The 12,198-nt window shown below is 31.5% G+C and carries 15 protein-coding genes; 12 read left to right on the forward strand and 3 right to left on the reverse strand.

Translation table 11 applies throughout. The features are described 5' to 3' along the window. Nucleotides 1-52: 52 nt before the first annotated feature. Nucleotides 53-469 carry a lipocalin family protein gene (locus tag ACQKCJ_RS23000; protein ID WP_271338286.1) on the reverse strand — a complete coding sequence of 139 codons (417 nt, stop codon included), beginning with the start codon at nucleotides 467-469 and terminating at the stop codon, nucleotides 53-55. 389 nt (nucleotides 470-858) lie between these two features. Here ACQKCJ_RS23000 and ACQKCJ_RS23005 point away from each other — a divergent pair, with 389 nt between their 5' ends. Beyond that, nucleotides 859-1,218 carry a helix-turn-helix domain-containing protein gene (locus tag ACQKCJ_RS23005; RefSeq protein ID WP_427403014.1) on the forward strand — a complete coding sequence of 120 codons (360 nt, stop codon included), beginning with the start codon at nucleotides 859-861 and terminating at the stop codon, nucleotides 1,216-1,218. A gap of 141 nt (nucleotides 1,219-1,359) precedes the next feature. Here ACQKCJ_RS23005 and ACQKCJ_RS23010 read toward each other — a convergent pair whose 3' ends face one another. After that, nucleotides 1,360-2,412: a hypothetical protein gene (locus ACQKCJ_RS23010; protein WP_271338284.1), complete on the reverse strand. Its 1,053-nt coding sequence runs from the start codon at nucleotides 2,410-2,412 to the stop codon at nucleotides 1,360-1,362. Between the two features lie 343 nt (nucleotides 2,413-2,755). On the opposite strand from ACQKCJ_RS23010, the gene ACQKCJ_RS23015 reads away from it, so the two are divergent. The 9 genes from ACQKCJ_RS23015 to ACQKCJ_RS23055 all read left to right on the forward strand — a co-directional run bounded on the left by ACQKCJ_RS23015 (nucleotide 2,756) and on the right by ACQKCJ_RS23055 (nucleotide 8,598). Further along, entirely contained in the window at nucleotides 2,756-2,923 is a 168-nt protein-coding gene (locus ACQKCJ_RS23015; protein ID WP_271338283.1) for a hypothetical protein, read from the forward strand. A 298-nt stretch (nucleotides 2,924-3,221) separates the two neighbouring features. After that, nucleotides 3,222-4,700 (forward strand): tetratricopeptide repeat-containing sensor histidine kinase, encoded by a 1,479-nt coding sequence (locus tag ACQKCJ_RS23020; protein WP_427403015.1) that lies wholly within the window; start codon nucleotides 3,222-3,224, stop codon nucleotides 4,698-4,700. 7 nt (nucleotides 4,701-4,707) lie between these two features. Continuing rightward, a complete protein-coding gene (locus ACQKCJ_RS23025; protein ID WP_427403016.1) occupies nucleotides 4,708-5,376 on the forward strand; it encodes a response regulator in 669 nt (222 codons plus the stop codon). Nucleotides 5,377-5,523: 147 nt separating this feature from the next. Further along, the gene (locus tag ACQKCJ_RS23030; protein ID WP_271338280.1) at nucleotides 5,524-5,682 is read left to right on the forward strand and encodes a hypothetical protein; all 159 of its coding nucleotides are present in this window, start codon (nucleotides 5,524-5,526) and stop codon (nucleotides 5,680-5,682) included. Nucleotides 5,683-5,728: 46 nt separating this feature from the next. Next, nucleotides 5,729-5,959 carry a DUF4236 domain-containing protein gene (locus ACQKCJ_RS23035; RefSeq protein WP_271338279.1) on the forward strand — a complete coding sequence of 77 codons (231 nt, stop codon included), beginning with the start codon at nucleotides 5,729-5,731 and terminating at the stop codon, nucleotides 5,957-5,959. A gap of 2 nt (nucleotides 5,960-5,961) precedes the next feature. After that, nucleotides 5,962-6,276: an excalibur calcium-binding domain-containing protein gene (locus ACQKCJ_RS23040; protein WP_271338277.1), complete on the forward strand. Its 315-nt coding sequence runs from the start codon at nucleotides 5,962-5,964 to the stop codon at nucleotides 6,274-6,276. 81 nt (nucleotides 6,277-6,357) lie between these two features. Continuing rightward, on the forward strand, nucleotides 6,358-6,813 hold the full coding sequence (locus tag ACQKCJ_RS23045) for a hypothetical protein (RefSeq protein WP_271338275.1): 456 nt from the start codon (nucleotides 6,358-6,360) through the stop codon (nucleotides 6,811-6,813). 10 nt (nucleotides 6,814-6,823) lie between these two features. Continuing rightward, complete coding sequence (locus ACQKCJ_RS23050; RefSeq protein WP_271338274.1) at nucleotides 6,824-7,033, forward strand: hypothetical protein; 210 nt, start codon at nucleotides 6,824-6,826, stop codon at nucleotides 7,031-7,033. A gap of 212 nt (nucleotides 7,034-7,245) precedes the next feature. Further along, the gene (locus tag ACQKCJ_RS23055) at nucleotides 7,246-8,598 is read left to right on the forward strand and encodes a GH1 family beta-glucosidase (protein ID WP_271338273.1); all 1,353 of its coding nucleotides are present in this window, start codon (nucleotides 7,246-7,248) and stop codon (nucleotides 8,596-8,598) included. 74 nt (nucleotides 8,599-8,672) lie between these two features. Here the strand turns inward: ACQKCJ_RS23055 and ACQKCJ_RS23060 are convergent, their stop codons facing one another. Beyond that, complete coding sequence (locus tag ACQKCJ_RS23060; RefSeq protein ID WP_271338272.1) at nucleotides 8,673-9,041, reverse strand: hypothetical protein; 369 nt, start codon at nucleotides 9,039-9,041, stop codon at nucleotides 8,673-8,675. Between the two features lie 1,073 nt (nucleotides 9,042-10,114). On the opposite strand from ACQKCJ_RS23060, the gene ACQKCJ_RS23065 reads away from it, so the two are divergent. Both ACQKCJ_RS23065 and ACQKCJ_RS23070 read left to right on the forward strand, forming a co-directional pair. After that, a complete protein-coding gene (locus ACQKCJ_RS23065) occupies nucleotides 10,115-10,297 on the forward strand; it encodes a hypothetical protein (RefSeq protein WP_271338271.1) in 183 nt (60 codons plus the stop codon). Nucleotides 10,298-10,353: 56 nt separating this feature from the next. After that, nucleotides 10,354-12,063: a tetratricopeptide repeat-containing sensor histidine kinase gene (locus ACQKCJ_RS23070; protein WP_271338270.1), complete on the forward strand. Its 1,710-nt coding sequence runs from the start codon at nucleotides 10,354-10,356 to the stop codon at nucleotides 12,061-12,063. Nucleotides 12,064-12,198: the final 135 nt, after the last annotated feature.

The following is a 12,198-nucleotide window of genomic DNA, read 5'->3' on the forward strand; positions in this document are numbered from 1 at the left end:
TTCCGTTTTTGTTTTTAATCCTCTTAAAGAACTAAAAAGTACTTCTGATAAATTATCTTGTATATACAGTAATGATACCAGTAGTTTTGTCTTTCAATTTTAACTCCTTATTAGTAAGGTTCATAATGTCGCTGGTAGAACTTACATTACCAACACTAATAGTTAAGTCATTATGAGATCTTGCATAAGTTCCTGTAGTTTCTGTCAAGGCACAATCAGAACCGTTATAATCACCAATAACTGCAGCATTACTTAATCTTAGATCTAAATAATCTCTACTGCACCCTGTTTGATTTTGTGGCGCATCGATTAAAACTTCTTTTCCGTCAATAATTGTTCCTGTCTGACTTAGGTTGTATTTACCTTGTATAGGGACGATTGTTTCCCCGTCATTGTCATCGTTACTACAAGATGCTGCAAATAAACCGATGCTCAATAATAATGCGAATAATATTCTTTTCGTTTTCATGTTTGATTTCTTTAAAATTATTTTATGCTAAATTAGTTTTAAAGTTTATCAGAAATGTTCTATAATTTTCGATAATATTTACATAATTCTATTTAAATCCTAAATAATACCTTACGAAACAAAATTCTAAGTAGTAAAAGACATTATTATATCCAGTTAATAAGTCGGTATTTCTTTTCATCTACCTATCTAAAATAAAGTAAGTTAATGCTCATAACGAATTATTATTTTAGGAAACACATCAAAACAAGTTCAGCATGTTATAATAATTACGTCTGAAAAATTGTACTTTTACTTTATAATTCTATCGTTTTCTTTAACCGTATAGTACAGTGCTTAATATGTTTTTTACATATTGCCTGATTACACTTAATTATTATCTTTGAATTATGAGCACACTTACAAAACAAAACCATATAGGGCGAAAAATTAGCCGTATTCGTGAACTTCGTGATATGAAGCAGGAAGCTTTGGCGCAAGCAATGGGAACAAACCAACAGGCTATATCTGCAATAGAAAATAGCGAAATTGTAGATGATGAAAAACTTGTCGAAGTAGCAAAAGCCCTTGGCGTAAGTGTCGAAGCCATTAACAATTTTTCAGACGAAGCTGCAATTAATTATTTTAATATATTGTATGATCACAGCAACAATGGCAGCCAAGGTGCATTTGCAAATAATTGTACTTTCAATCTGTTAGATAAATTGATGGAAGTTGTTGATGAAAATAAAAAACTTTACGAACGTTAATTGCAGGCTGAAAAAGATAAACTCAAATATGTAGAAAAATTAAGAAATAATCCTTTATGATATATTAATAAAAAAAGAGGCTTCGCATGAAACCTCTTTTTTTGTTTTATTTAGTTGAAATATAAAAATGTAGAAATATCATTATTTACAAGGTTTATTCCTTACGTATTTACCAATCATATATCTCGTCATTGGTCTCAAATATTGACTCGGTCTTTCAGGATGGTATCCAATTTGATTAAAACATTCAAGAGAATCTCCAGATCTGGCATAAAAAACGACCGATTTACCACTTTTAAAAAAAGTAGTTGTGTCACAAACCTTAATCCTTTTAAGATTAATAAGATTTCGATCTAAAAGTTCAATATTGTTATCTGGTGCTTTCAGATCACAATCTACAACCTCATAATTATTACCAGTCCATTGCATACATCCTTTATCTGGAAATGCGAAAAAGATTACCGGGAACCCTATACATAAAACTAAAGCAAGACCTATTATAGTATTCTTAATTCTTCGATTTAATTTATTTGGAGGATTTTTTTTAAAAGCTACGAATGCATTGATTGCATTTAATTTTGGTTTTACTTCTTCAAAAGTACTTTCTCTTAATTCCTCAATTTCTTCTTTACTTTCATTTTCATTTACATTCTCACATTCCTCTTCCTGTTCACCTACTATCCCTTTTTCTATTCCTTTTTCGCTTTCTTTCTTATCAAGAAAAACTCCTAGATCTCCTGAAGTATCATTTTGTCCTGTTTGTTGGTTTGATATTATGGAGTTGTTGGTATGATCATTTTGAGTTTCATCCCGATATAAATTGTGAATTCTAAATTTATTAAAAGGTCGTGGTTCAAAATCTATCAAAATTGCAGCTAATTCTATTGTACTGTTTTTTGCAGGCTTTTTTCCTTCTTTGTAAAAAGCCCCAACTTTTCTAAATTTATCCGTGTAGGTAGTGGAAGTATTTTCCTCTTTCGGATCAAATTCAAACTTAAAAAAATCCGAGTATACCTTTAAATCATCATATTTAGGATTAGATCTAAAAATCTTCCAGCATAAATCCCTTAAACTTGCTTGGCCTGGAACATCTAAAAAATCATAATACTCCCCTCCTTCTTTTTCTTTTCTATATTTTGCCCTAATAGCTTCTTTATATTCATTTTCAACATTTTCTCGGGTAGTTTTTTCCATAAGCTTTCAGGATTTTCAGGATTTTTTCTATGACTTTTCAGGTTTTTCAGGAGATCTCAGGAAAGTTAGTACATCCCGGAATTCCTTATCAATTCAGGCTTAAAGCCGTTGTTACTTTGCGGTATCAAAAATTAGTTCTTGTTCGATATAGCGATTAGAACAAATGTACAAACTAGTTTAAATAAAAAGTGCGGAAAACCGTAAAACGGAGTTTATCCGGGAAGTATAAATAAAATTTTACTGTCTACGCACTTCACTTCCCAACACAAAATGATGTTGCATTAACAATTTCGGAAAAGATCCGAACAGCAATACTCATGCTTAATCCTTAAATATTAAAAAAATGAAAAAGCTACTATTATTGGGAGCGTGCGCTCTATTGACAACTATGATTTCTTGTACTTCTGACGATTTCGAAGATACTAAAGCGAATATTAAACCTGAAGTACCTGCATACGCTGGACCTGGGGATTCACCAATAACAGTTCCGCCACCACCACCGGTAAAATAATATTCAATAATAGTATTTAATTTACAATTAATTACTATTTTCGGGGAAAGTACCTTTTATGCTACGATCCCCGTTTTTTTATTTCCTTATTTTTTTATTTCTTCTTTCCTGCAAAAAACAAATTATAAAACCTTTCAATAAGACTGCTATCATAAAAGAAGCTGTTAATCTACAAGAAAAAGGAATAACGAACTTTCAGAATAAGAAATTTAATAGTGCCTTCTATAACTTTAATAAATCAAAAATCACTTTTGAAACCCTAAAAGATAGTGGTAATATTGTGTACAATCTTATCCAGATGGCTAATATTCAGCAAATAAACGGCGACTATTATGGCAGTAAAGAAACACTGACAGAAGCATTACCTTATCTTAAACAAAAAGATGTTTATAGTGCTGCTATCAATAACTTATTCGGAATTGCTGATAAAGAACTTTCTCTTTATAATGATGCTATTTTTTATTATCAGGAAGCTCTTAAAGATTGTACAGATGAAGCATCAAAACAATCTCCCTTAAATAATATTGCGGTCGTATACATTCATCAAAAAAAATATGATAAAGCAATACTAATTTTAGAATCTATTATAAACGAAAAATCTCTCAACACAGACCTTACTAGAAAAGCACGGGTTCTTGACAATTTAGGCTTTGCCTATTTTAAAAAAGGAATACATGATAAAGGACTCTTATTAATGCAAAATAGCTTTAACTTAAGAAATAAAATTGACGATGCTTATGGAAATATTGAGGGCAATTTACACTTAGCCGAATTTTACTCAAAACCAAACCCACAAAAACCAAACCCACAACAATCAAATCAATATGCGCAATCAGCCTATGAAATCGCTACAAGATTTAATAGTGTTGATGAACGTTTGAAAGCTTTGTCTTTTTTAATTTCTAATGATTCCGGAAATAAAAATGCACAATATGCCCAAAAGTACATTACTATAAATGATAGTATCATAAAGATTCGAAACAACTTTAAAAACAAGTTTGCCAAAATCAAATACGATTCTAAAAAAGAAAAAGACGAAAATCAAAAACTACGCTTACAAAAAGTAGAAAATGAATTATCACTACAAGAAGCAAAATATCAAAAAATAGTTGCCGGAATTGGTATAATCTTTCTAATTATAGTAATTGTTATCCTGATTCGATACTACAGAAACAAAAACAGGATCGAAAAAATAAAAACCGCTTATGATACTGAAACCCGAATTGCAAAAGACATTCATGACGAACTGGCAAATGATGTTTTTCATGCCATGACTTTTACACAAACACAACCTTTAGAAAGTGATAGTATAAAGGAGACTTTAGTTCAAAAACTTGATAATATTTATTCGCGCGTTCGCAGGATTTCAAAAGAAAATAATACAATCGATATCACAGCAAATTATTCTGCGGGGCTAAAAGAAATGCTTTCGACATATAATAGCAACAACACAAATGTAATTATCAATAATGTCGAAAAAGTAAATTGGGAGTTAGTAGATGCTATTAAAAAAGTTACTATTCATAGAATTTTACAGGAATTAATGGTCAATATGACCAAACACAGCAATGCGTCATTGGTTGTTGTAAAGTTTGACAGTAACGGAAAAATAGTTTTTATTGATTACACGGATAACGGAAAAGGCTGCAAAAAAGAAGAAATTATAAAAAATGGTTTACAAAATATGGAAAACCGTATTCTAGCCATAAAAGGAACTATTACTTTTGACAGTGAACCTGATAAAGGTTTTAAAGTAAAAATAACGCTGCCTAAATAAAAGCCATATGTTTAAAAAAGTAATAATAGCCGAAGACCTTGAAGATATAAATTTAGGAATCGAGCAGACCTTAAAAAGTTTAGATATTGTAAATTTTCAACACGCCAAATATTGTGATGATGCTTTTTTAAAAATACGAAAAGCCATTCAGGATAATGAGCCTTATGATTTATTGATTAGCGATCTTTCTTTCAAAAAAGATCATCGCGAAGTAAATATTACTTGTGGCGATGAACTTGTTGAGAAGGTACGCGAACTTCAGCCTAATATTAAAATTATAGCCTATTCTGTCGAAGATAAAAACATACGCATTAAATCACTTTTTGACAAAGCAGATATTAATGGCTTTGTACTAAAAGGAAGAAACAGTATTGAAGATCTCAAAAAAGCAATAAACCTCATCGGTACTTCAGATCAAAAATATATTTCACCGGAAATTGCATCAGCATTACAAGAAAAAAGCAATTACGAAATCGACGATTTAGACATACAGATTCTGAAACAATTATCATACGGAACTCCTCAAGATGAAATCATACAGATTTTTAAAGAAATGGGAGTAAAACCAAACAGCAAAAGTACAGTCGAAAAAAAAATCTCCAAGCTAAAAGATTTTTTTAAGGCAAATAACACGACGCATCTGGTTTCGATTACAAAAGATATGGGAATTATCTAAAACTCATTACAATACTATTATTAATTCATTAAGCTCCTTCGGGGGCTTTTTTTATTGCTTAAAATTAAAAAAATACGAATTACGGATTTCCATAAAATACAAATTTCAAATAGGTTTAAGTTTGAATTCTTAAATCAATTTAAAATTATGAAAAAATTAGTCGTTTTGTTTAGTCTCATCTTCTTGGTTCTGGGAGGTACTATTGAAGCCCAAAGTGGTCATTATAAAAATGGAAAAGGTAGTTCCCATAAAGGAGGAAAATACAAAAATGCAAGTACCAAAAATCACTATAAAAAAAGAAAGTAAAGTTTGTGAATAATTCGAAAAACTTTAATGACCAAAACCTAAAATCATGGGATTTCGATTTCAAAAAAGAATAAAAATTGGAGGAGGATTTGGCTTAAACATAAGTAAATCCGGTATTTCTCCAAGTTTAAGAACAAAGATAGGATCATTTAGTAAAAACGGATATTCTGTAAAAACAGGTATATCAGGACTACGTTACCAAAATAGCGGTTGCATCGTACTATTTGCATTTACAGGCATCATAACACTTTTAATTTTTACAATAAAACATATATAACAATGGGATACAGAAAAGGATATTTCAAGAAAGATGGAACGTATGTTCAGCCTCATTTTACCAAAACAAGAACAAAATCATACTCAAACAAGAATAGCGGATGCATTTTAATAATGCTTATAACGATGACATTTGGACTGGCAATTTCTTGTTCAGATTCGTCAGATACATCAGGCTCAAACTGCCCCACTAAAACTTGCGGAGATTTTAAAACTCAGGCGCAAGCACAAGCAACTTACGATAGCAACAGAAGCTGTTATAAAAATCTCGACGCTGACAAAGACGGAATCGCCTGTGAAAATTTACCTAAAAAATAACTATTCTTCTTTGTGCTCAATATGAAAAATATTTTAACAGATTTTATATTGAAGAAGCAATAATAAAAAACCAAATAGACATTGAGAAAAAATTACTTTTATTACTTAGTGACCACTAAGATGTTTTATAATTATAAACTACCATTCCTACTTTTAGCATTAGGAATAATTTCCTGTAAAAAAGCTGCTGCTGCGCCTCCGCCGGAAATCAATTCATTGTACCAACAAGTAATTACTACTGACGATCGAAAAACAATCACAGTAGAAGAAGCGAAAACGTATCATGTAAATACAACTTATCAATACGAATACAGAACCGGAAATCCTGGAGAATACGAATACAATTATGATGTAAAAGGAATCAATATAAAAGGAGATTCAGTTCGTGGAAACATCAACGTTCAGGGAAAGTACGGTGCAGGAATTTTAATTGGTGATACTATTGCCGATATTGAAATTAAAACCGAATGGATTTCATACGGAAAGTTGAAAGCCGCTGACAAAAAAGGAAATGAATATCAACTGATTGTCAAATAAAAAAAGTCTGATGAAATCACTTTTAGTGCTGTTTTTATTTTTTTCGACTTCTTTTCATCCTTCTGAAACCGCAGTTTATATCTGCGGTCCAAAAGGTGCAAAAAAATATCATTACACAGAAAACTGTCGCGGTTTTGCGGGTTGTCGACATGAGATAATAAAAACATCACTTAAACAAGCACAAAGTTTAGGTCTTACACTCTGTGGCTGGGAAGATTGATTTTATTCCCTTTAAAAAATATTTAATCATTTGATAATAATCACTTTACGATAAATTCATATTAGTTTTATTAATTTGAATAAAACTAAACGTTATGAAATTCTTTAATCTAAATTTTCTGGTTTCTTTCAAAGAATGGCTTTTTTTAAGAGCTATGCAATCATCTTTCCTTCATTAATAAATTACAATTAAAAAAGGAAAAACTCATTTGAATGAATAAAACTGAGAACTCATTTTTGAACAAAGACCAATTTGGAGATGATTTCTTGTGGGGTGTTTCAACCGCCGCTTTCCAAATTGAAGGGGCTCATGATGCTGATGGAAAAGGTTCTTCTATCTGGGACGTTTTTACGTCGCAAAAAGGAAAAATCAAGAACGGACATCATGCTCTTACCGCCTGCGATTTCTACAATTCGTACCAAAACGATATTGATCTAATTCAGGAACTAAACATTCCTAATTTTAGGTTTTCGATCAGCTGGCCCAGAATTATGCCAACGGGAGTTCATCCTATCAATCAGTCTGGTATCGATTATTACAATAAAATCATCGATTCTTTACTCGCAGCAGGAATACAACCCTGGATTACACTTTATCACTGGGATTTGCCACATGATCTTGAAACAAAAGGCGGCTGGACCAATCGGGAATCTGTTTTGTGGTTCTCTCAATATGTCGAAGTTTGCGCTCAATATTTTGGCGATCGTGTCAAAAACTGGATGGTGATCAACGAACCTTCGGTTTTTACGGGTGCAGGATATTTTCTGGGAATTCATGCTCCGGGAAAAAAAGGCATTTCTAATTATCTTAAAGCCATGCATCATGTAACTCTGGCTACAACAGCTGGTGCAAAAATACTACGAAACCTAATTCCAGACGCAAATATAGGAACTACTTTTTCCTGTACGCATATCGAGCCGGCAACTCAAAGCTCTAAAGATATCGAAGCTGCAAAACGGGTAGATACTTTATTGAACAGAACTTTTATTGAACCTATTTTGGGATTGGGATATCCTCAGGCCGATTTACCTGTTCTTAAAAAACTCAATAATTATATTTTAGAAGATGATCTGAACAATTTATCTTTTGATTTTGATTTTATAGGCCTGCAATGTTACACGCGGGAAGTCGTAAAATCCTCGATGCTGATTCCGTATATTGGCGCCGAATTAATAAGTGCCGAAAAAAGAAACGTGATATCAACAGATATGGGATGGGAAGTCTACCCTCCTGCCCTTTATGAGGTGCTTAAAAAATTCAATGCATACAAAGGCATTAAAAAAATTATAATTACAGAAAATGGCGCTGCGTTTCCGGATATTCTGACGAACGGAAAAGTATACGACATCAAACGTACTCATTATATTCAGGACCATTTAGAACAAATCCTAAAAGCAAAAAAAGACGGTCTAAACGTCGAAGGTTACTTTGTCTGGAGCCTTACCGATAACTTCGAATGGGCAGAAGGCTACAACGCCAGATTTGGATTAATTCATGTTGATTTCGAAACACAGCAAAGAACCATTAAAAATTCAGGATTATGGTTTAAAGATTTCTTATCTTAAAACTGATGCTTAAGAAAACACAAAAGCCTTTCACTACTAAATCGTGAAAGGCTTTTTTTTTGAAGTAAAATCATTTATCTCTGAACTCGAAACAAATATTTCTGTTTTAAGATTCCAATATTAATCTTGCCATTGTTTTTTAAGTGCGCCGTTACAAGAATATATCTATCTTCGGGATAATTTACATTATAACTAAAGGTTGTGTCTTTTACCTTAACCTGAAGCACATGTTTTCCTTCATCTGATACTGGCAGTTCTGCTGTTTCATAACCCGGCAATGTATTTGTTGCTTTTAAGTTTATGTCCTGAACTTTCTTTTTATCCAGAAACACTTCCAATTTTAAGTTATCAAGTTTCATATCCGTTGGCTGTTCAAACGAGACAACATATTTTTTGCAACCCAAAGTGCATAAAACAATTAATAGTATTAGAAGCTTTTTCATAAAAGATGTTTTTAAAATGATAGTGAATAGAAATCGAAACCTATTCTAATATTCTATAAATATAGATAATATTATCACAATTCGACCACCGGAAAAAGCAATAATTGGGTGAGGAAAATTCATGAAATTTATTTACTAAAAAAAGCAAAAAAAGTGATCATTTCTCTTGTAATCACTAGGTTTAACGGTTATTTTTTCTTATCTTTATAGTGTAAATAACAGATAATATATGCCAAAAAACAAACTATTTAAATGCTCAAATTACTTCTTAAAAAACCATTCTTTTTATTTCTACCTGCATTTTATTTTTCAAAATGCTACCCAATTTCATTTCGAAATTTTCTCAATTAATCTTTTTTTCTGCACAAAGTATAAACACGCAGAATACACTAGAGCAACCGCTGGAATTTCTACCATAATTATTTTTCCCGAATATATTTCTGAACTATTTTTTTAGAAAATATATTCCTGTATTAAAGAAAAGATTTCCTTTTTCGGGATCCTCTTTCGACTCTTCATGTTCATTTATCACTAAACTCTTTATTCTATGATTATGACTTCATTTCTTATTTCAACAAATGCCATCACTTTATTGGCAATTTCAATTTGTTTCTTTTATTCAATATTACATTTTTCCTCTTTTTTTTAATCGTTCAATCCAACCTTTTTATGACTTTTTGCCTCTATATAATAAAGGTCAGATTGGTTTTAAATTTAACTAACACGTTCTAACAAACCTAAATTTACTATTCATTGTATTTTGTTTTAAGGAATTATTAGGAATCTCGGGAAAACGCGGGAATTCTGGGAATCCCTTATCTACAAAGGCTTCAAAGCGCCTTTACTTTGCCAAAGAAATTAGTTCACGTTTTAACTGCAGATTAAAACAAAACAGAACTAATTCAATTCAAAGTGTAGAAAACTGTAAGACCGAGTTTATTCGGGAAGTATAAATAACGTCTTACAGTTCTACACGCTTTACTTCCCCAAAAAGCAATTTGGTATTGCCTCAAATAAGCTCCGGAAAAATTCCGGACAGCAATACTCATGTCTAATTTTTAAATTAAATCAAAATGAAAAAACTCATACTTTTTATCGCTTTCGCGTTATTGTTCACTATATTTTCTTGTACTCCTGATGAACTTGAAACTCAACCAAAAAAGGAAACAGAAAAAGCTGTTAATCCTATAAAAGCGACTTATGCTGGCCCTGGTGATACTGGTACAAAGCCACCACCACCGCCACCAAATGTTTAATAAATATATAATTTTAGTATCTAATTAATTACTATTTTCGGGGAAAGTAAATTTATATGTTACGGTCCCCGTTTTTTTATTTTATTCTACTTCTTTTTCTTTTTTCCTGCAAAGAAAAAAAGACTATTGATATTAACAAAGAATCTATCCGAAAAGAGGCACTTAATTTACGAAATAAAGCAATTGAAAATTACGATAAGCAAAACTTCAATACTGCTTTTTATGAGTTTAATAAGTCAAAACAACTATATGAAACTTTAAAAGATAGTGCAAATATAGGTTATGCACTTATTTTAATGGCATCAATTCAGCAAGTTAATGGGGATTACTACGGGAGTAAGGAGACCGTAACAGAAGCACTATTATATGTAAAAAAAAAGACTGCTTACACAGCTGAAATAAATAATAGGTTAGGTATTGCAGACAAAGAGCTTTCCCTTTATAATGATGCTATTATTTACTATAAAGAAGCTGCAAATGATTATAAAGATCCTATTGAGAAGCGAGGACCTCTAAGCAACATTGGAGCTGTTTATATCCAACAAAAAAAATACGATAATGCAATCGCTCTTTTAGAATCTCTCTTAAGTGAAAAATTTTCAAAAAAGAAAGTTCAAGCAATTGAAAATGCAGCAATTATAGACAATCTGGGTTATGCTTATTTTAAAAAAGGAATAAATCAAAAAGGTTTTTCTTTAATGAATCAATCCCTCCACATAAGAAATGAATTTAAAGATACGTACGGAAGCATTGAAAGCTATCTTCACCTTGCCGATTATTATGCTAAAAAAGACATTAAAAAATCGAATAAAAATGCTCTTGAGGCTTACAACACCGCCACAAAACTAAATAGCGTTGACGAAAGATTAGAAGCACTACAAATTCTAATTTCTAACGATCATAGTGCTCAGAACGGCAAATATGTACAAAGGTATTTTACTTTAAACGACAGCATTATTAAAGTCCGAAATAACTTCAAAAATAAGTTTGCTAAAATTAAATACGATTCTAAAAAAGAAAAAGACGAAAATGCAAAACTTCGCTTAGAAAAAGCAGAAAACCAGTTATCGCTTCAAAAAGCCAAATATCTCCGAATTGTTTTTGTAATTATTTTTATTTTTTTAGTGATCTTAATAGCAATTCTAATACGCTATTATAGAAATAAAAACAAGGCTATAGAAGTTAAGACATCCTATAACACTGAAACCCGAATTGCTAAAAAAATCCACGATGAATTAGCAAACGATGTATATCATGTGATTGCTTTTGCTGAATCTCAGTCATTATTGAAGGAAAGTGCCAAAGAAAACCTACTTCAAAAACTAGATGATATTTACGGACGTGTAAGAGGGATTTCGCGAGAGAATAATAGAATTGACACCGGTATTAATTTTACCAAGAGTATAAAAGAAATGCTTTCGACTTATAATACCAGCGAAAGAAATATCATGGTTACCAACTTAGAAACTATCAACTGGGAACTTATTGATGATATAAAAAAAATTACCATTAATCGGATTTTACAGGAATTAATGGTGAACATGAAGAAACATAGTAACGCAAATCTGGTAGTGATAAAATTTGAAAGTGATCAAAAATCTATACTAATAAACTATACCGATAATGGTAAAGGCAGTGAAATAACTACAATGGTAAAAAATGGACTTCAAAACATGGAAAACCGTATTCAGGCTGTTAAAGGAACTATTAATTTTGACACGGAAACTGATAAAGGTTTCAGAGTAAAAATATCCATCCCTAAATAACATGAATTAGAGTATATATATAAAACTTAGCTCATACTTAATAAAAATCGGATAGGAGCCTAGGGATTAATTCCCTAGGCGACCTTCCACACCACCCGGCATACGGATCCGTACCAAGGCGGTTCTTAATTTACG

It is taken from the genome of Flavobacterium sp. NPDC079362 (assembly GCF_050267765.1).
In the GTDB taxonomy this organism is placed as follows: domain Bacteria; phylum Bacteroidota; class Bacteroidia; order Flavobacteriales; family Flavobacteriaceae; genus Flavobacterium; species Flavobacterium azizsancarii.

Coding starts and splice junctions, on each gene's coding strand:
- ACQKCJ_RS23000 (WP_271338286.1), bottom strand. CDS start 469: ATGAAAACGAAAAGAATATTATTCGCATTATTATTGAGCATCGGTTTA.
- ACQKCJ_RS23005 (WP_427403014.1), top strand. CDS start 859: ATGAGCACACTTACAAAACAAAACCATATAGGGCGAAAAATTAGCCGT.
- ACQKCJ_RS23010 (WP_271338284.1), bottom strand. CDS start 2,412: ATGGAAAAAACTACCCGAGAAAATGTTGAAAATGAATATAAAGAAGCT.
- ACQKCJ_RS23015 (WP_271338283.1), top strand. CDS start 2,756: ATGAAAAAGCTACTATTATTGGGAGCGTGCGCTCTATTGACAACTATG.
- ACQKCJ_RS23020 (WP_427403015.1), top strand. CDS start 3,222: ATGGCTAATATTCAGCAAATAAACGGCGACTATTATGGCAGTAAAGAA.
- ACQKCJ_RS23025 (WP_427403016.1), top strand. CDS start 4,708: ATGTTTAAAAAAGTAATAATAGCCGAAGACCTTGAAGATATAAATTTA.
- ACQKCJ_RS23030 (WP_271338280.1), top strand. CDS start 5,524: ATGAAAAAATTAGTCGTTTTGTTTAGTCTCATCTTCTTGGTTCTGGGA.
- ACQKCJ_RS23035 (WP_271338279.1), top strand. CDS start 5,729: ATGGGATTTCGATTTCAAAAAAGAATAAAAATTGGAGGAGGATTTGGC.
- ACQKCJ_RS23040 (WP_271338277.1), top strand. CDS start 5,962: ATGGGATACAGAAAAGGATATTTCAAGAAAGATGGAACGTATGTTCAG.
- ACQKCJ_RS23050 (WP_271338274.1), top strand. CDS start 6,824: ATGAAATCACTTTTAGTGCTGTTTTTATTTTTTTCGACTTCTTTTCAT.
- ACQKCJ_RS23055 (WP_271338273.1), top strand. CDS start 7,246: ATGAATAAAACTGAGAACTCATTTTTGAACAAAGACCAATTTGGAGAT.
- ACQKCJ_RS23060 (WP_271338272.1), bottom strand. CDS start 9,041: ATGAAAAAGCTTCTAATACTATTAATTGTTTTATGCACTTTGGGTTGC.
- ACQKCJ_RS23065 (WP_271338271.1), top strand. CDS start 10,115: ATGAAAAAACTCATACTTTTTATCGCTTTCGCGTTATTGTTCACTATA.
- ACQKCJ_RS23070 (WP_271338270.1), top strand. CDS start 10,354: ATGTTACGGTCCCCGTTTTTTTATTTTATTCTACTTCTTTTTCTTTTT.